The organism is Actinacidiphila sp. bgisy145 (assembly GCF_057708125.1).
On sequence record NZ_JBYIRL010000057.1, the window covers coordinates 1 to 17,885 of the forward strand.

Consider the following 17,885-nt stretch of genomic DNA (forward strand, 5'->3'; position numbering starts at 1 on the left):
CCACGTTTCGGCTGGTGAGCCGGTGCGGAGGATACGAGATTCGAACTCGTGAGGGGTTGCCCCCAACACGCTTTCCAACGGGTCGCGGCGCTGATCGCGGGTGGACAGGTCTGTGCTGACCTGCGATGGATGGCTCGACCGTCCATCGGTCGGACGGTCGGGAACACGGCTGAATGAGACCAGAACTGAGACCAACGGTCCTCTGCGCAGCACGCGCGGGGGCGGACCGTGCCCTGTGGTTCGCGCCAGCCTATTTCCCGGCGTTGGAGCCGTACCGGTGGACGGTGTGAGGGGGCAGTGCCACTGGTCGGTCCAGGCAGCGTTCGCCACCAACAGTGGTCAGCCATTGCCATGAAGTCTTCATTGCAGTTCTATGGAGGCATGCCATTGCCCGTTCGCGTGATAGCTCCCAGTCGCCTTGCGGCGCTGCGGGAGCGTGCGGGGCTGTCGAAGACTGAACTTGCCCGGCGAGTCGGGGTTTCGACGCGCATGGTGTTCTTCTACGAGACAGGGCGGCACACGCCAACACCGCAGCGACTGCGGAAGATGGCAGCGGCGCTTCACTGCGATGTGGAGGAGCTCACTGGGGTTCGCCGTGGGGAGGAGGGGCTCGTTGACCTGCGGTTTGCTGCCGGCCTGACCCTCGATCTGGCGGTGGAGCTGCTGCGCCGGACGCGTGTCGGGCGTGACCTGTGTCTGTCGGGCCCGAGGCTCTCCGCTTTGGAGCAGGGGCGTCCCGTACATGGCCGGAATTGGCGTGATCGCGACGTGGTGGGGCGTCTCCCTACTGCGCTGGCCAAGATCTATGGCGTGCCCGTGCGCATGGTTGTGGACGCTTGGATGCGTACCCGCCCTGATGAGTCGGCGCCGGTGCGCCCGAGGCGTCAGCCTCAGAGGGGTTCGAGCGACTCGGCCGAGGCTGCCTGGCGATCGTTGAACGAACGGCAGCAGGTCTACCTCGGTGAGATCCTTCGGGACGAGCGCATGACGGAGACGGAGATGTGGATGCGCCGGACGCATCAATTGCCCGTGCTTCGCCCTGCGGAGTGGCGCAAGCTCCCCCTTGCTCTCCGCGCACCAGCGGATGTCGTGGGCTACACGCGGCTACAGGAACGCTTGCGGCGCCATGGAGTGCACGATCCTGGAGCCGGCTCGACGGTGCACGCTTTGGCACGCCGAGGACTCCTGGTGACCAGCACTGATGTGGTGCATCACGCGGAAGCTGGTGAGGTGACCAGGATTCGGGTGGAGATGACGAGGCGGGGCAGAGCAGCCGCCCGCGCTGGACTGGGCGAGCGCGCGGAGCAGCGGCCGGACATGCCTCTGTTGTCCGAGTGGCTTTGGGGCGTCATGGTCCGGGTGGCCGAGGCAGGCCCGGACGGGCTGGAGCGGGACGCACTATCTGGCCGGGCCCCGTTCTACCTGGGTGTCGGCTACAAGAACCGGTCTGCAGGGCGGCCGAGCCGGGGATTCATCGATGAGGTGCCGGTACTAGCGGCCGATGGGAGTCACGTCGTCGGGTACCGATGGAGGCTGACCCCGGTCGGGCTGCGGCACGCAGTTGAGTACCTGGACGAGTACGGCCGTCGGTATCCGCAGGTGGATACCACGGGCGTCGCCACGCTCGCCGGCGAACACTCATAATCCATCTCTTCCGTACAAGGCCCGACGAATTGTCAGTGGCAGCTCTTACCCTCTGGGCTCATGAGGAACGCGACGCACAACGGCGTTCGGCCGACCGATGAGCTATGGGTGAAGTCTCTGGTGGCACGCTCGGTGTTACGTGCGGCCGACGCGATGACGGCCCCCGGCGTGAGCCCTTCCGCCCGCCTCAAGGTCTTGATGGAGTGCCACGGCGCGCTGCTGGCGGCGCGCGGACCGGCCAGTGAGCTGTCTTTTGCGGACTTCCGGCGCCAGGTTCGCGGTGATCCCTCCCAGCTCTTGCCTGAAGGTGTCCCTGGGTGGGACGTCGACGAACTTCGCGCGGTCGATGCCGACGGGCACGTAACGGAAGACGCCTTCGATATCGCCACGGAACAGCGCCTGGTGCTCCGCATCCTGCAGAAGGGTGGCCGAGATGCCGGCCTGCTCAGTGGCCAGGACCTGGACGACGAGGTTGCGCAGGAAACGGCCTTCGCCCAGTTGTGCAAGGCGGGCAACCAGAAGGTCTACGAGAGCGGACGTACCGATCTGATCCGCTACCCGGCGGGCCCGGTGAGCGAGCTGAGTGAACTGAGGCTGCCTCCGCTCGTCGCGGATCTGTACGAGGACATCCCCTATGCCTCGAGGTACCGGGACTGGTGGTTCGCGTGCCCCGTATGCCGGTGGCCGATGCGCGTCGCACTGCGTCGTGAGGCGGGGCAGCAGGTCGGGGTGGTCGCCTGCTGGCACACGCCGCACCAGGAAATGGGCGCCACGTATCGCTTCCGCCCGGTCGAGGGGATTGTTCCGCCTGAGCTGCTGCCGGAGCCGCCTCCGCCTCCCCCGGGTGAGCGGGAGGCAGTCCTCTGGCCCGACCTGGAATGCGTCCCAGAGGCGAAACCTGTGGAGGGGCATAAGGCTCTGGTACGGGGGGTGTGGCGGTACACCTGCGTTCCCGGGCTGGCGGAGCTGGCGCTGCGGGACCGGTTGGTCGAACGGGGCCTCAAGGTGGAGCTGTGGCCCGCCCTGGATGCCTACGACCTGTGTGTACACGTCGGGCGCAAGCGGGCACGGAAGAAGGAGCACTTTCGCGTGGACGTGAAGGACTACACCTCGGGCACCGCGCTCGCGCAACTGATCCACGCACAGGAAGGCGACAGCGGAGGAGCAGAGTGGCTGGTGGTTCCAGACCACCGCGCCAGCCAGGTGCACCTGCTGTCTGGAGTGGGGGCGAAGTACGGGCTGAAGGTAGCCACGGCGTCCGAGTTCGGCGAGATGGTCTGCGAGCGTTCGGGGGTGGCCTGGTCGTGAGCGAGCCATCCGTGGAACAGACAGCCCTGTGCGCCTCACTCGCGCTGGCTGCCTACTACTTCCCTGACACGGCTGTGGACAACGATGCGCCCGCAGCCCCCTTCCGGAAGGCGGCCTTCCTGCTGTCCGGCCAGTTCCGGGCCTGGGACCGGTGGCCGGAGCTGACGAGCGAAGAACGCCGACGCATCGTCGACGTGTACCGCACCGCTCCTGGCAAGTTCGGCGACGTACGGAACTTCACTCCCGCCGCCCGCGCACTGCTCACAGCCCTCGGTGACGGGGACCCTGGTGAGCCCCAGAAGCTGCTCACTTTCGAACCCGCAGGTGGAGATCCGTTCACTGCCGAGGCAGCCATCCCCCGGGTCGGCGGTGACCTGCTGGCCTACGTCGACCGGCAGATCGCCCGGTATCGGCGGCCCAGCGCGCGGCCGAAGCCCCCTGAGTTCGCCGGCTCCGGAGTCTGGAAGACGGGGGAGATCAGCGTGCAGGGCGTCGGCCAAGTACATGGCCAGCTGACGATCCCCACCTATCCCGGCTTCACCGAGGCGTTCGGCCACGACCGGCTGCCGCACATCGCCACCGCACCCCCGCTGGACAACCTCCGTATCCCCACGGAGGACCTGCTCGAACTGGCGGCGCAGATCGAGGGCGGTGAGCCGGAGGAGAAGCGGTACCTCCACGCGGTCCTGAAGGGCCTGTTCTCCGTCCTGCAGACGTCCGACTCCATCAGCCCACAGGAAGCGCTGCGGATGACGGCCGGCGGCCTGGAGATCTTCCACGCGCCGACCGGGACGGGCAAGAGCGTCTTGGTGCGCGTCCTGGCCGCATGGTTCGCCCAGCAGGGCCACCGGGTGGCCATCGTGCTGCCCGACATCAAGGCGTGCCTGGCCATCACCCGCAAGATCCGGTCCGACCTGCGCGTCCTGCAGGGCCTCGGCGTCATCAAGCACGAGACCGGCTGTGCGCACCTGATGTCCTCATCAGGCATGCACGAGCGCGCGCACAAGCTGGCCCGTCTCATCGATGAAGACCCGCAGGCACCGGGAGAGTGGGGAGAGAGCGGCGAACGGGACGTGGATCCGCTCTCCTACGGGTGCGCCCAGCGACCACTGCTGGAGTCCAACGCCGACTATCCGCCCGGCCGTGAGCCTTGCCTGTCCCTGTACCGGCAGAACTTGGGTGCGTCCGCCTGTCCCTGGATTCCCACCTGCGGCAAGTTTGCCCCCGTATACGAAGCCTGTTCGGCGCACGTGGTCGTGACGAATCACTTCGCCTTTCTCCAGGGCAACCTGCGCATCGGTGTGAACCTTGACGGGCGCCCCGTTCAGGGGGTGAGCGTTGCCGAATTCGCGTTGCGCACCTGCCACGCCGTCCTCGTCGACGAGGTCGACCAGTTCCAGTCGAGGGCGGTGGATCGATGCGCCGGCGAGGTCGTCCTGCACTCACGCAGGCACTGGACGGCAGCCCCGCAGGAGATGGACACGGACGCGAAGCGGCTGCCGATCTCGGCCGAGGCCGACCTGCTGCCATCGGTCGGCCAGGTACGTCTGATGGCGGAGTTCCTGCTGCTCGCCGTATGCAGCAATGCGCTGCGTCTGGATGTCAGGGAGGACGAGCGCGCGGAGAATCGGGTGCCGGACCGCACCGGGCTTCGCTGGCACCTGGCCCGTGGCCGTGACCGGCAGCTGATCCGTCTGCTCTGGCCGGACCTGGCCACCTCCGGGGAGACTGACCTTCCAGCCGACCTCGCTCGACGCCTCCAGGGCCTCACGCCCGCCCGCTACCTGCAGCCACGCGCCACGGAGAGCGATCCGACGGAGGTGGGGTGGGACGAGGTGCGCCGCGCTCTGGAGGCGCTGGTGGCCCCGCGTGGCCAACAACTGCTCGACGCTGTGAAGCTCGATCTGCACCGGCTGCTGGAGTCACGGGTGAAGGACCCGCACCAGCGTGCCCAGGCGGTCAACCTGCTCGTCACCCGGGCGACCCTGACCGAGCTGGACGAGGCGCTCTCCGAACTGCGCACCTGCGTGCAGCACTACCGCCCCTCCGGCCTTCGCTCCGCGCAGCGGATCGCCGAGACGCTCAGCCCGAGTGCCGTCTCGGCCGTCCTCCCGCTTGGCCTGTTGGGGCGCTCAATCACGGGATATCGCGTAACCGGCCTGGACAAGAGGGAGAGCGACGCCGAACTTGTCGCGCAGAGCATCGCGGGCGACCCGCACACCTTCACCGCAGAGCTGGGCGGCCTTGTCTCACTGTGCCTGGCTGGGGTCGAGCGTCCCGTCATGGGCCTGTCCGCCACGGCGTACTTTCCCCAGGCGGTACGCGAGCACGTCCACGCGCCCGTGCGCTGGTGGATGACCGATGCCCAGGCCCGTTCGATCCGCGCTCGACGCCACCGTATCGAGTACGGCGAGGGTCACCCCATGTACGGCGAGCCGATCAAGGTCTCGGGCCAGCACCCGAGCCGCAAGAAGGGCGCCTTGATCGAGCTTGGCACGGAGCTGTACGACCAGTACATCTACCGAGAGCTGGAGCGACAGCGTGCCAAGGACAAGGACCGCGCGCACGTCCTGGTCGTGGCCAACTCCTACCAGCAGTGTGCCTGGCTGGCCCGAGGCATCGCCCAGGCCGGCACCTACCGCGAAGGGCTTTGCGTGGCCGTGCGGGACGGCGACCGGCACAGCCCCGACCCCGACCTGCCTCGGGAGAACATCGCCACTCGCCTCACAGCCGAGCAGTTCGAGGACTTCCCGCAGTACGGCAACGTCCTGGTCGTCCCCCTGGCCCTGATCGCCCGCGGTCTGAACATCGTGGTCGGTATCCGTTCCGCCGTGCGCTCGGTCTACCTCTGCGTCCGACCCTTGGCGCTGTTCGCCGAACCCGCGGAGATGTACGCCAGTGTCAACGCCGCCGGGCTGCTCGCACTCCCAGAGGGCGGCACCGCCAACCCCGACGACGCGTTGGAGAAGGCACGCACCGCCGCATGGCAACGGCTCGAACTGATCCTGCGCGCGACACCCCAGTTCACCTCCATGCCCAAGTCGCTCCAGGAGGAGGTTGTCGCGGGTGTCGTCGTCGACCTGATCCAGCTGGCCGGACGGGCCCGTCGTGGTGGTACCGAGGCCGTCCTGCACCTGGTCGACTACGCCTTCCACGAGGACACCTGGAGCTCCGACCTGGAAACTGTCCTGCGTCGCATCCACGAGCAGTGGCCGCCGGCGGTGAAGCGCCAGATGAACGACCTGTACGGGGAAGCCCTCAACGCCTTCCTCTCCTACGCGGGCATCGACCCGACCCTCACCCACTGAAAAGAGAAGAGACGAGTGAACGACCAGAACCTCGAGCCGGGAAAGTACCTGCACACACTGGCTTACCGCTGCACTCCCGCTCTGGTGGGCGACGCGACGGTTCACGTGCGCCAGCTGGACACGGAGACGGCCAAGCTGTGGGCCACCTTCACCGCCCAGTGCAGGAAGCGCTTCGGCAAGGAGGAGGCCCAAGCTCCGTACACCATCGCCACGACCGTGCTCCAGGTGATCACTGGCGGGTATGTGTACTTCGAGCCCAAGGGCGCGGCGCCGTTCCTGGTATCCCGGCAGCCGATCGACAGCGATCTGCTGTGCAAAGCCTTCAGCCTGACGTACGGCCTCGCCCTCGGTGAACAGGTAGAGGTGATCGACCTGAGGCAGCCGCCCGATCTCGCGGTGCGCATCGCGAGGACTCCGGAGCAGGAATTCGCTCTGGAGGAGCACTTGGCGGGGGCCAAGGGAGCACAACCGGATGCACCTAACTGGCTCTACAAGAGCGTGGGGTGGGGGCTGGCAGAGCGTCTCGCAGCCGTTCCCTTCCAGCTCTCCAACGGCCGAGAGATCACACTGCGTCCCGATATCACCGGCGGCCTGGTGGCGTTGGACGATCCCTGGGAGAACGAGAGCGGCGGTCGCTACGCCGTGTGCCGAACGGCGGTGCGTCTTAAAACCCTGCCGAACGTGCAGCATCCCGTGCTGCTCTTGGACGCGCGCGTCTCCCGCATCTCGTCCTCGCTGATCTTCAGCTCCACGGCACTTGCCGTCCAGCCCGGGGAGGGCCGCCCGATCCTGGAGGTCAAGCTCAACGGGCGGGGCGGAACAAAGACGATCCCGCGGCAGACCCTGCAAGCGCTCGGCCGACTGGAGATGGACTACTCAATTCTGCAGTCCATTGCCAAGCGTTCCGAGCGCGAGCAGAAGCTTCGCGAGCGGGCCAGGGCTTTCAAAGAGAAGCTCCAGTTCCCTCGCGAGCACCCGGGCCAGATCTGGCCCATCCCCGCGAAGAACTACCAACACCCCATCGGAACGGGCGTGGGTATGCACCACCTGAGGCTCCTGCGGGCTCACGCAGACGCTGTCTTCGGCGATGATGCCCAATGCCTGTCCCTTCGCCAGTCCGCGATGACCCTGCCGCGACGTCCCACCGACCCTGAAAAGGTCTCGGCCCAGGAGTACAAGCGCCGCAAGGAGGAGCGCGAGCGGACCGGCAGCAAGGAGCCACTGCGCCCGCGGGGCAGCCTGTTCCCGTCAGCGGAGTCGCTCTGCGTCTCCGTCGCCGAGGCCGGCTTCAAGAAGCTCCGCATCGCTTGCCTGTGGTATCGGGACGAGACCCGGCAGCGCATGCTGCAGACGTTCTGCCACGCTTTCGGACTCAGCCCTGCCGGCCTTGACACCCAGGAGGGCGTCGAGCTCGACCTCTACCAGGGCCGCATCGCAGCCGTCTTCCACTATGTACCGGACTTTCTGCGGCCCGGTCGCGGGCGGGACCGGGCAGAAGCGCTGGGGGCTGTGAGCGCCTCGCTCAGGTCCCGTGACGGAGTCCTGGTCGGCGCATGGTGCGAGACCGAGTTGCCGCACGCCGATGACTTCCCTGGCATCGACGCTCGTGACCTGGACGACATGGATGCCAAGCCGCAGACGAAGGCGCTCCTGGCTCGCCTCGACGTTCCATCGCAGTATCTGAAGGGCCGCGGAAAGGAAGGTGTCATCGAGCCGGGCGGCGAAGACCACCCGGCGCAGATGGCTCTGCTCGACCTGTACCGCTCCCTCGGCGTCACTGACGAGCGGATTTCCAATGCTCTTCAGGGTACGAGCGAATTCCCGGTCGACCGGCTGGCCCATGTCGGCGTGCATGTGCGACAGCAGAACCGACGCTACGGCGAGAAGGGCGAACCCAAGCTCGTCATTACGGCCACCGCGCTGGTCCCGCCCCAGTCCCCACAAGGGGCATGGTCCCTGCTCGGCTGGAGTTCCACGGCCCCGGTATGGCGGCCGTACCGCTCGGCTCAGAACGCCTTCCACACCCACCCGTATCCCGAACCTTCCGCGGAGACCACGAGCTATCGGCAGAAGTGGGACGGTGCCGCCGATATGGTGGAGCGCGCCCTCGGCGACCTCGCCGACGAGCTGGACGGCGTGCCCTACACAGTCACCGTGGACGCGCAGTCCGCGCGACGCATGTGGGACGGCTTGCAGAACGTTCGCCTCGGCGAACATCTCGCGCAGGCAGGAGCTGACGGCAACCGCAGCCGATACCAGCTCCCCGGAGCACGCCTTGGCCAGGACGCCCCGCTGGCCGTCATCCGCCTCAACACGGACGACGAAGAAGTGCCACAGCCCGTCAGCGTCACCCACCTGGGCAAGAAGGACGGCGCCGAACCCGTTGAGAAGGACACCTCGACGCTGCTCTTCGAAGTCGACACGGACTTCGGAACGCCGATATGGCTGCTGTGCAATGTGCCTCGCGCCTTCGACGGCAGCGGCGCCGGTCGACTGGGCTCCAAGCGCACTCGATGGGAAGCGGAGAAATCCGTGCAGTCAGAGGACCGGTCGAAGCGCCGCAAGGGCGAGATGCCGCAGAACTTCTACGCCATGACCGCCACCGAGATCCTCCCCATCGGGGGACCGTCCGACGAGGCACGTGAGGCGCTGTCGGCTATGACCGCCCGTCTGTGCCACCAGACCCTCTTCTGGTCCGACCGCGCCCGCTACCCGGTGCCTCTGCATGCAGCTCGGCAAATGGACCTCGACCACCCGCAGTATCGGCGCGAGGTAGCCGATGCGGAACCAGGAAGCCGGGACGAAGGCGAAGGGGAAGAAACAACCGAGTAAAAGGGGGAACGTGGGCCGACGCGGGGACGGAGCGGTTCCCTCCATCCCCGCGTGGTCTCTCCGGACTGACCGGATCCGGTGTCGCAGTTGTCGTCCTACGCCCCGAACAGGGTGGGCCGCCACTCCAGGATGTTGCTGTCGAATGTGACGAGCGGTACGAGAGTCCCAATCGGATGCGCGCGGTCGGCGATCCGTCCCGTGAGTTCTGGGCGGGGTAGGAAAACGCCGAATACACCTACGGATCGACCGACGCTGACGGGGACTTCTACCTCGACTTCGCAGACCGTGAGTACGGCGCTTGTGGCGTGCGAACCGCTGCCCCCGTGAAGCGGATCAGGGCTGGCGTCGCAAGGACGCGATCAAGCTCAGCCGTCCTACTGGGGCCGTCGTGGACGGGATTCCCAGGGGATGGGTCCGAGAACGACATCGTGGCGCTGCGTCGTGGGACTTGCACGGCTATCGGACGGCCACGTTGGTAGCCCAGTGCAAGCATTACTCCACGAAGCGCAGGCTACGGTACGGGGGACGGGCTAGGAACTCAGATGCTCAGGGCTCGCCCTTGCCGACGCTTGTCGAAATTGACCTGGAGGACTTTGTGTACTGGGCTTGGTCCGTAGCCGAGAGCGAATTGGCGGGGGCGCTTCCGCGGCGCTGGGCGCACTCCCAAGGTGTTGCGGCGCGCGCCGAGGAGTTGGCGAAACTGCTTGGTGAGCAGGCGGCTCTTCTTCGCTCGGCGGCGGTGCTGCATGACGTCGGCTACGCGCCCCGCCTGGCGGTCACTGGGTTCCATCCGCTGGACGGCGCGCGATTCCTGCGGGACGAGCACACCGCTGATGACCAACTGACGAGGCTGGTGGCCAACCATTCGTTCGCGCTTCTTGAGGCCGAGGAGCGAGGGCTGAGGGAGGCGTTGGAGGACGAGTTCCCGCTCGTGGAGGACCAGCTGCTCGTGGACGCGCTGGTGTACTGCGACATGACGACGACGCCGGGCGGCAAGCAGACCACCGCGGGGGAGCGTGTCGCGGAGATCGTCGGCAGGTACGGGGCGGACAGCATCGTCGGCAGGTTCATCCGGCGGGCGGAGCCGAAGATCATCGCTGCTGTGGGACGTATCGAGAAGGGGCTGGCCGCGGTTCAGCCGAGGTAAGGGTAGGTGCCGGTGAGGTAGTCGCCTATCTGCTGGCGCATGCTGGGGTGGATGTCGTAGTGGTCGAGGTCGTCGGGTTGAACCCAAAGGACGCCGTCGGCCTCGTTGTTGATGGTGGGCTCGCCGCCGACCGGGCGGCCGATGTAGGTGTTCTCGTACTGCTGGCGGATCTCGCCGTCGGTGTAGGCGACGATGTGCTTCGGGTTGGTGTAGACGCCCAGGAAGCCGTTGATCTCCGCGATGATGCCGGTCTCTTCGAGGCACTCGCGGATCGCGCATTGGGCAGCGGTCTCACCGATGTCCTGGGCCCCGCCGGGCAGCGCCCACTGCCCGGTGTCGCGACGGCGTTGCAGGAGGATCGCGCCGGCCTCGTCCACGACCAGGAGGTTGCTGGCGGGGATGAGGGTGTTTGCCTTGGGGGCGTGGGGGTCGTTGTAGTACTCAGTCCTGCCCATGCGTGGCGGTTCCCTCGCTCTCGGGTGTCCAGGGGTGCGCGCTGGCCCAGACGTGGTCGAAGCTGTGAGCGTAGTCGTCGAACCAGCCTCCCGCCCCCGCCCATTTGAGGTGCAGGATCGGGTTCGCGCTCGCTGGCTGACCGAGGACGTGCGGATTCACCAGGAGCGTGTTGTCGTAGCGGAAGAGCGAGTTGTAGAGGGTCGTGTCGTGGAGACGGACCTCGCATCCGGCCACCGTCAACAGCGAGCGGTAGTAGAAGAGAGAAGCGCGGATCTTGGCGGCCAGCGTGTCGCCGATGCCCTCCTCACGACCGCGGTTGGCTACCGCCTGGCCGTCGGGTGCGCCGAAACAGAGCCGTACACGGACTCCGGCGGCCGCGCGGGTCGCGAGCATCCTGGCCACGTGCGGGTTGCTCTGGGCGAAGAACGTCCCGGAGAAGACGAGCACGTCGATCTGTTCCTGTGCTTGTTGGAGCAAGGCGAGCCACATCTCCCGTGGCACGCTGGCCCGGTTCTGGAAGGTGCCGATCAATTCGGTGCTGCGGGCACCCCCTGTCGGCCTGCTCGACGCTTGCTCGACGGGCCAGAGGAAGGACTCTTCCACGCGCAGGTGCTCAGCGACGCGGTAGCGGTGGCGCGGGTGCGGGATGCGTCCGCCGAGCCAGCGGCCGACGGTCTTCGGGTCGACCTCGCAGGCTGCGGCGAGCAACTCGGGCGTCACACCACGCTGGGCGAGTACAGAGTGGAGTCGCTCGTTCACAAAGGCCATACAAGCCGACGGTGTTGCGGGTGGGCAAGCCTCTTCCGCCGGCCCGGGAGCAGAATCGACGGTTCCCGTGTCACGAATACGCTGGACGTATGGCGCTCATCGTTCTGTGGGACATCGACCACACGCTCATCGACAACGCCGGCGTGAGCAAGGAGATCTACGCTGCCGCTTTCGAGACCGTGGCGGGCTGCCCCGCTGCGCGGCCGGCGGTCACCGAGGGACGTACGGACCGTCTGATCATGCGGGAGATGTTCCAGCGGAACGGCTTGCACGAACCCGCCTGGGCGGAGGTCGAAGCCGCACTCGCGCGGTCGGGCGAGGAACGGTCGGGCGAGCTTCGCAAGCGCGGATCGGCGCTCCTTGGAGCACGTGATGCGCTCAAGAGCGCCTCGGCGCAAGCGGGTTGGGTGTCATCCGTGCTGACCGGCAATGTCGCGGCCAACGCGCGTGTGAAGCTCTCGGCCTTCGATCTCGACTCCCTCGTCGATCTGTCGGTCGGCGCGTATGGTGCCGACGCCCTGGAGCGTCCACACCTTGTGGATGTCGCCCGTCGTCGCATTCAGCGGGACCGCGGCCTGGCCGAGGGGACGCCCACCGTGCTCGTGGGAGACACACCCCGGGACGTCGAAGCCGCCCGCGCCTCAAGCGCGCACATCATCGCCGTGGCCAGTGGTGTCGACAGCCCGTCCGCACTCGCAGCCGCCGGCGCGTCCGTCGTACTGCCGGACCTCTCGGACACCGACCGTGTCCTCGGTCTGCTGAAGGGCATCGAGCGGGGCTGAAAACGTCCCAGGACGTCCCCGGAGCGTCCCTTTACGCGGTGATGCGGTCCCGAACCGCCCGGCCACTATCAGAGCCTCAACCAGGCAACTCGCCAGTGAGGCCCACATGATCACGGAAGTCACCGGCATCCGGACGGTCCGGATGCTGTACCTGCAACTCCTCTACCGCTGCAACTTCGCCTGCCAGCACTGCTTCCACGGCGAGCGCCTCCAGCACCTGGACGCGTTCACCCTCGAAGAGGCGGTCACGCTGATGAGGCTGATGCACAAGGAGTACGGCACCGAGGCCGTCAACCTCCTCGGCGGCGAGCCCTTCCTCCACAAGGACCTGCCCGAGGTCGTCCGCTACGCCAAGCAGGAGCTGGACCTGCACGTCGAGATCTGCACCAACGGCTACCGCATCGAACGCCGTCTCACCGAGATCGCCCCGTACCTGGACCTGCTGCGGATCTCGTTGGAGGGCAACGGCGCCACCAACGACGCCATCCGTCGGTACGGCAGCTACCAGGGCGCCCTCAGCGCCCTGAACCACGCCCGCGACCTCGGCATCCCCACCGGCGCGACCATGACGGTCAACGCACGCAACATCGACGAGGTGCTGCCGTTGGCCCGCACCCTTCAGGACTACGGTGCCCGGCAGTTGAAGCTCCACCGCCTGCGGCCCGTCGGCAACGCCGCCCATCACCCCGAACTGCGCATCTCCGACACGACCGCGTACGCGCGGCTGCGCGAACAACTCCGGACCTCCCACCTCGCCATCGAGGTCATCGTGGACGAGGACCTGTCGGAGGAAGGAACGCCGGAAAGCCGCGGGCCGGCAGCGAGCACCGTCTCCATCCCCCGGATCGAGGCAGACCCGCGCGGCGGCCTGACGATGTCGTGTAAGGCGGTCGGGAAGGACGCCCACGCCTTCTGGTACGACAAGCAGGCCGGCCACATCGTCCACCGGCCCTCCGCCACCGACGAGATCGTCCTCGCGGTGCCCGGTGTGCTCTACGCCCGTGCCTGACCAGCCGCTCTTCGAGAGCCTCGAAGGATTGCGCGGCACCGGGAAGTCAACCGTCGCGCCACTGCTTGCGGCCGCCCGCGGAGCAGTAGTCGTCCCCACGGTCCCCACCGTCTACCAGCAGTTGCGGCCGGAGATCGACGCAGGAGAGAACGTAGAAGCCCGAATGGCCTTCTACCTCTCCGCGCTGTTCACCGCCGCGGACGCCATCCGACTGCACCTGTCGGCTGGAACCCCGGTCGTCGTGGACAGCTACTTCGCCCGGTGCCTGGCCAACCACCGCGCGTTCGGCGCTCGCCTGGGCATAGCCCTGCCGCCGGACCTGCCCCAGCCGGTCACGTACCACCTCGTTTGCGACGAGGACGAACGCCGACGCCGGCTCGCCACCCGCCACAAGCCCACCTCACGCTGGGACGGGCTCGCAGAGGAGGTGGCCGAGCAGATCACCGACGCTTACGCCCCCTTCCCGATGCGCTCGGTGGACACGACAGGCCGCACGCCGCAAGAGGTCGTCCGCGCCATCCTCTCCGTGCCGCCCGCACCTCCGATCCGTCCTACCCGCTGATCCGCGACACGGACGCACTTCGCGCCCTGCCGCCCTCAAGGACCCACGAAAGGCCATGAAACGATCATGAAGCACGAGTACGAGGCGAAGTTCCTCGCCGTCGACGTGGACGATCTCCAGACCAAGCTGGCGGAGCTGGGCGCGGCCCAGACGTTCCCCCGGACATTGCTCACCCGGAAGATCTTCGACAGCGACGCCCTCGACGGCTCGCAGTGGGTACGGCTCCGCACCGAGGGCATCCGCACCACGCTCACCCTCAAGCAGGTCACCGACGCCACCTCGATCCACGGGACGACCGAGATCGAGACCGAGGTCAGCGACCTGCAGGCGATGGCCGAGATCCTCCGCAACGTCGGTCTGCGCGAAGTGCGCTACCAGGAGAACTTCCGCGAGGAGTGGCAACTCGGCGACGTCACGTACGACTTCGACACCTGGCCCGACCTCCCCACCTTCCTGGAGATCGAAGGCCCCGACGAGGCATCGGTCCGCGAGGCGGCCGCATGCCTTGGGCTCGACTACCTGGACGCCCGCTTCGGCAGCGTCGACACCATCTACAAGAGCGAGGCCGGCCGCGACATCCTCGCCGAGCCCACCCTCTTGTTCTCCGACGTCCACAAGGGCGAACAGCCCGCGCCGCCCGCGCAGAGGCAGTGATCACCGGAGCGCAGCCGTGCCGACGGAGGTCTCCTTGCGGCACCGAGCGATACCCGTAATCGGCTGCGTTCGCTCCAGCTCCAGTGGCCCGCCCGCGCGTCACCCGACACTGCTGTGCACACTCCGGTCCCCGTGCGCGCGGCAGCGGGCACCTTCCGCCGCTGGAGCGGTCTTCCCCCGCTTCGGCTATGTCGAGTCGAGCAGGAATCCACGTCCCCAGCTCTCCGCGGGCGTGCCGGATCCACGGCATCTGCCCGCGACCGGAGCGGGCCCAACCCATCCCCACACGAAGCAATCGATGGAGTGCCCCCGATGTCCAAGTGCTGTCCGCGCGGCTTCGCTTGTGGTCGGCAGACCTTGGTGCCGTCCCGGCTCGTCGAGGTGGCTCTGGGCATGGCCAACGCCACTGCACCTGCGTGGGACGGGCTGGTGTATGTGGCGGAGGACGCGGTGGCGCGGTTGGTCTGCACGCTCCAGGCCCACCGCGGTCGGGTCCACCACGGGGTGGTGCTTAACCTGCGTGGTCCGGGCACCGGCACCGTCTGGGCCGCCTGGCGTGACGGCGTCGAGCCTTGCCTCGCCCTCCTGCTTCCCGACTGCCCTGTCGCCACCGCCGACGGTGGTGAGGCATGCAGCGAGTTCGCCGGGCACCCCGGCGGCCACAGCTGGGAGTTGGCCGACCCGGCCATGCCGCCCGCTCTCCTCGCGGCCTTCGGTCCGCTCCTCGCGCAGCAGGACCGGCCGCCCGACGGACGCGTGCTCGACGCCGCCACCCGTTTCCACCGCCCCACCACGAACAGGAACTCCGCACGATGAATCCCGCGGTCCCGTCGTCTTCCCCCTTACCCGCCACTGAGCCCGACGCGACGACCAGCTCGACGCGGCGGTGGGTGATCACCACGACCGCCGGCGAGCAGGTCTCCGGGTACCTGCCTCCTTGGGCCGCCGAGGATCCGAGCGAGGCGGACGTGCCGCCGGAGGAGTTGGCCGCGCGGCTGGCGGACGTCTGCCACTACCGGGAGTTCCCGGGGCAGGTCCTGCGGGCGTACTCGCCCGGCAACTCCAGCGTCGCCCCCGAGGAGCTGGAGGTCATGTCCTCCAGCATCACCTGCACGCCCTACGCCCCGGCTCCTGAACTGGCCCTCCCGGTTGTCACGGTGCGGGTCGCCGGCGAGTACTGGATGACCGACCTTGACCCGGCGGGGGTGGCGGATCTGGTCGCGGGCCTGCGCGCGGTGGCCGATCGGCTCGACGGTGTCGTCATCCCCCAGCTCAACGATATCCGCGCCGAATGGACCGCCCACCACACCTCCGGTACGGGGACCCGCCCGTGACAACCGACACCACGCCTGTCGTGGACCCCGTGACCACCAGCGCTGATCGGCTCGCTGCCTTCCGCGCAGCGATCGCCTCCGGCCAGGTGAGCGCCCGCGCCCTGTACGCCCACCATCTCGCGTTCCTGCGCGCGAAGGCCGGCCTCTCCTTGGTCGAGCTGGCCGACCGGTGCCACTACGAGCAGTCCTACCTCCACCGCCTGGAAACCGGCGGACGGCTCGGCAACATGCGCGTCGCCGAAACCCTGGACCGCTTCTACGACACCGGGGACCTGCTCGCCGGACTGTGGCTGCTGGCCAAACGCGAAGCCAAACGCGCAGCCGGCGGACTCACCGCCCTGGAAGCAGCCGCGACCAGCATCCGCGCATACGCCCTCACCACCATCCCCACCCTCCTCCAGACCCCCGCCTACGCCGAAGAACACCTCGCCACCACCCACCCACAGTCACCGGAAGTCCTTGCCGCGCAGATCAACGCACTCCGCGAACGCCAAGCCCGCCTCACCGACACCACACCCCACCCGGTCCGCTACCGCGCCGTCCTCAACGAACTCGTCCTCCACCGCCGCGCCCGCAACAAGGCCACCTGGGACGGCCAACTCGACCACCTCATCGCCACCGCCCACGAGCCCGCGATCACCCTCCAACTCCTCCCCCTCCACGCCGGCCCCCACGACCTGCACGGTCCCCTCCAACTGCTGTCCTTCCGCGTCGGCGCCACCCTCGCCTACACCCACGGCACCCTCACCGACCACCTCACCGACGACCCGGACGACGTCGAGGAACTGAGCCGCCTCTACGACGAACTGCGCGACCTCGCCCTCACCCCCGCGCAGACCATCGAACACCTCCACACCCTCCGCACCACCACCCGCTGACCCACCAACTCCCGCCACCCCAAGGAGCCATCGCCCATGACCCCTACCACCCTGCTCACCAAACCCACCACCCCGCCGCCACCACCGGAGCAGGCGCCGCGCACCTGGACGGTCACCACGGTGGAAGGCATCACCCTGACTGGTCAGCATCCCGACTGGTCCATGGACGACCCCAGTCAGACCGGCATGACGCTGGACCAGGCCGTGCACTACCTGCGCGGCTACGCCCACTACACGATGCTCCCCGTCGACCCCGTCCTCCCGCCCGCCACCCTCGACACCGACATCAACGGCACCCGCTACCGCGAGTCCACCAGCGTGATGTTCGCTGCCCAGATCGCCTGCCACCCCTACGCCCCGCAGCCACACGAACGAGTGCCCACCGCCTCGCTGACGGTCGTCGACGCGTGGGACTTCGAGGGCCTCACCCCCACCGACCTCGCCCGCTTCGCCACCCAGATCCGCACCCAGGCCGACTACTTCGAGAACACCGTCCTTCCCGGCCTGATCACCGCCCGCGAGGACTGGGCTGCCCATGGGTCGCGTATACGAGATCCGGACCACCCCGCGAGGCGTGCGGGTGACCAGATCGAGGACGGCCTCCCGTGATCCGCCAGTGGAAGATCGCCCTCATCGCCGGCTGGACCGGAATTCTCGTCCTGACGGTCCTCGCCCTGACGATCGGCCTCGTTCTCGGGCTTGCCCTCGCCAGCCAACCGGCCCCTTGAAAGCTTCCGCTCCGTCCGCCGGCAATGCGACCGACTGCCCCTCTCCCATAGGGGACGGTCGGAGGCGTCCGGAGCGGACGCCCACCCTGGCCGTTCAGGCGGGGTGGAGCGCACAAGTTCCCGTACGTGGCGTTGTTCGCGACGCGCGGGGATGGCCGGAACCGACTGCGGGTGCAGGGAGCCATAGACGCTCCCCCGCACGGGCTCGGCCGCGGGCACCACCGCAAAGAGCATTAACCCAACGAGCAGGAGGACTTGCTGTGGACATCGTCACGAGCACACCGCCGAAGGTCGTCGAGGGCGTGGACCTCGACTTGGACGTTCGGATCGTCACCGCCGGCCCCGTGGCGGCGGCGCTGCTGAGCAGCACCGACGACGGGTGCGACACCCAGAAGAACGGCGACTGCTGATCGGACCCCGGGTCGGTGGGTGCGGTGGGTGTCTTGCCCGCCGTACCCACCACCCGGTTTCACCT

Annotated in this window: 17 protein-coding genes; 15 read left to right on the plus strand and 2 right to left on the minus strand. The window is 67.9% G+C overall.

Annotation, left to right across the window (positions count from 1 at the left end; all coding sequences use genetic code 11):
- The first annotated feature begins 381 nt into the window (after positions 1-381).
- The 5 genes from AC3ERT_RS33530 (at position 382) to AC3ERT_RS33550 (ending at position 10,239) form a co-directional block, all read left to right on the plus strand.
- Positions 382-1,644 (plus strand): helix-turn-helix domain-containing protein, encoded by a 1,263-nt coding sequence (locus tag AC3ERT_RS33530; protein WP_435178761.1) that lies wholly within the window; start codon positions 382-384, stop codon positions 1,642-1,644.
- A 60-nt stretch (positions 1,645-1,704) separates the two neighbouring features.
- Positions 1,705-2,952 (plus strand): restriction endonuclease-related protein, encoded by a 1,248-nt coding sequence (locus AC3ERT_RS33535; RefSeq protein ID WP_435178700.1) that lies wholly within the window; start codon positions 1,705-1,707, stop codon positions 2,950-2,952.
- Positions 2,949-6,260: a hypothetical protein gene (locus AC3ERT_RS33540; RefSeq protein WP_435178702.1), complete on the plus strand. Its 3,312-nt coding sequence runs from the start codon at positions 2,949-2,951 to the stop codon at positions 6,258-6,260. Before AC3ERT_RS33535 ends, AC3ERT_RS33540 begins: the two co-directional genes overlap by 4 nt.
- A gap of 15 nt (positions 6,261-6,275) precedes the next feature.
- On the plus strand, positions 6,276-9,092 hold the full coding sequence (locus tag AC3ERT_RS33545) for an RNaseH domain-containing protein (protein WP_435178704.1): 2,817 nt from the start codon (positions 6,276-6,278) through the stop codon (positions 9,090-9,092).
- Positions 9,093-9,651: 559 nt separating this feature from the next.
- Positions 9,652-10,239, plus strand: coding sequence for an HD domain-containing protein (locus AC3ERT_RS33550; protein ID WP_435178707.1), 588 nt, complete (start codon positions 9,652-9,654; stop codon positions 10,237-10,239).
- On the opposite strand, the gene AC3ERT_RS33555 is transcribed toward AC3ERT_RS33550, so the two are convergent.
- Positions 10,227-10,694, minus strand: a complete 468-nt coding sequence (locus AC3ERT_RS33555) for an NUDIX hydrolase (protein WP_435178709.1) — start codon at positions 10,692-10,694, stop codon at positions 10,227-10,229. The genes AC3ERT_RS33550 and AC3ERT_RS33555 overlap by 13 nt on opposite strands.
- Positions 10,681-11,454 (minus strand): DUF5919 domain-containing protein, encoded by a 774-nt coding sequence (locus AC3ERT_RS33560; RefSeq protein ID WP_435178763.1) that lies wholly within the window; start codon positions 11,452-11,454, stop codon positions 10,681-10,683. Before AC3ERT_RS33560 ends, AC3ERT_RS33555 begins: the two co-directional genes overlap by 14 nt.
- A gap of 98 nt (positions 11,455-11,552) precedes the next feature.
- On the opposite strand from AC3ERT_RS33560, the gene AC3ERT_RS33565 reads away from it, so the two are divergent.
- The 10 genes from AC3ERT_RS33565 (at position 11,553) to AC3ERT_RS33610 (ending at position 17,820) form a co-directional block, all read left to right on the plus strand.
- Positions 11,553-12,245, plus strand: coding sequence for an HAD family hydrolase (locus tag AC3ERT_RS33565; protein ID WP_435178711.1), 693 nt, complete (start codon positions 11,553-11,555; stop codon positions 12,243-12,245).
- A 106-nt stretch (positions 12,246-12,351) separates the two neighbouring features.
- Positions 12,352-13,254 carry a radical SAM protein gene (locus tag AC3ERT_RS33570; protein WP_435178713.1) on the plus strand — a complete coding sequence of 301 codons (903 nt, stop codon included), beginning with the start codon at positions 12,352-12,354 and terminating at the stop codon, positions 13,252-13,254.
- Positions 13,247-13,816 (plus strand): P-loop nucleotide/nucleoside kinase family protein, encoded by a 570-nt coding sequence (locus AC3ERT_RS33575; protein WP_435178715.1) that lies wholly within the window; start codon positions 13,247-13,249, stop codon positions 13,814-13,816. Before AC3ERT_RS33570 ends, AC3ERT_RS33575 begins: the two co-directional genes overlap by 8 nt.
- Positions 13,817-13,882: 66 nt before the next feature.
- Complete coding sequence (locus AC3ERT_RS33580; RefSeq protein ID WP_435178717.1) at positions 13,883-14,470, plus strand: class IV adenylate cyclase; 588 nt, start codon at positions 13,883-13,885, stop codon at positions 14,468-14,470.
- A gap of 393 nt (positions 14,471-14,863) precedes the next feature.
- A complete protein-coding gene (locus AC3ERT_RS33585) occupies positions 14,864-15,286 on the plus strand; it encodes a hypothetical protein (RefSeq protein ID WP_435178719.1) in 423 nt (140 codons plus the stop codon).
- A gap of 74 nt (positions 15,287-15,360) precedes the next feature.
- On the plus strand, positions 15,361-15,804 hold the full coding sequence (locus AC3ERT_RS33590) for a DUF6907 domain-containing protein (RefSeq protein ID WP_435178721.1): 444 nt from the start codon (positions 15,361-15,363) through the stop codon (positions 15,802-15,804).
- Complete coding sequence (locus AC3ERT_RS33595) at positions 15,801-16,682, plus strand: helix-turn-helix domain-containing protein (protein ID WP_435178723.1); 882 nt, start codon at positions 15,801-15,803, stop codon at positions 16,680-16,682. Before AC3ERT_RS33590 ends, AC3ERT_RS33595 begins: the two co-directional genes overlap by 4 nt.
- 36 nt (positions 16,683-16,718) lie before the next feature.
- Positions 16,719-17,291, plus strand: a complete 573-nt coding sequence (locus AC3ERT_RS33600; protein ID WP_435178725.1) for a DUF6907 domain-containing protein — start codon at positions 16,719-16,721, stop codon at positions 17,289-17,291.
- Positions 17,288-17,410, plus strand: coding sequence for a hypothetical protein (locus AC3ERT_RS33605; protein ID WP_435131437.1), 123 nt, complete (start codon positions 17,288-17,290; stop codon positions 17,408-17,410). Before AC3ERT_RS33600 ends, AC3ERT_RS33605 begins: the two co-directional genes overlap by 4 nt.
- Before the next feature lie 260 nt (positions 17,411-17,670).
- Positions 17,671-17,820: an FxLD family lanthipeptide gene (locus AC3ERT_RS33610; protein ID WP_402445225.1), complete on the plus strand. Its 150-nt coding sequence runs from the start codon at positions 17,671-17,673 to the stop codon at positions 17,818-17,820.
- The last annotated feature ends 65 nt before the right edge of the window (positions 17,821-17,885 follow it).

What these genes read in the sequence shown, in the direction of transcription:
- AC3ERT_RS33530 (WP_435178761.1), top strand. Translation starts at nt 382, where the DNA reads ATGCCATTGCCCGTTCGCGTGATAGCTCCCAGTCGCCTTGCGGCGCTG.
- AC3ERT_RS33535 (WP_435178700.1), top strand. Translation starts at nt 1,705, where the DNA reads ATGAGGAACGCGACGCACAACGGCGTTCGGCCGACCGATGAGCTATGG.
- AC3ERT_RS33555 (WP_435178709.1), bottom strand. Translation starts at nt 10,694, where the DNA reads ATGGGCAGGACTGAGTACTACAACGACCCCCACGCCCCCAAGGCAAAC.
- AC3ERT_RS33565 (WP_435178711.1), top strand. Translation starts at nt 11,553, where the DNA reads ATGGCGCTCATCGTTCTGTGGGACATCGACCACACGCTCATCGACAAC.
- AC3ERT_RS33570 (WP_435178713.1), top strand. Translation starts at nt 12,352, where the DNA reads ATGATCACGGAAGTCACCGGCATCCGGACGGTCCGGATGCTGTACCTG.
- AC3ERT_RS33580 (WP_435178717.1), top strand. Translation starts at nt 13,883, where the DNA reads ATGAAGCACGAGTACGAGGCGAAGTTCCTCGCCGTCGACGTGGACGAT.
- AC3ERT_RS33585 (WP_435178719.1), top strand. Translation starts at nt 14,864, where the DNA reads ATGGCCAACGCCACTGCACCTGCGTGGGACGGGCTGGTGTATGTGGCG.
- AC3ERT_RS33600 (WP_435178725.1), top strand. Translation starts at nt 16,719, where the DNA reads ATGACCCCTACCACCCTGCTCACCAAACCCACCACCCCGCCGCCACCA.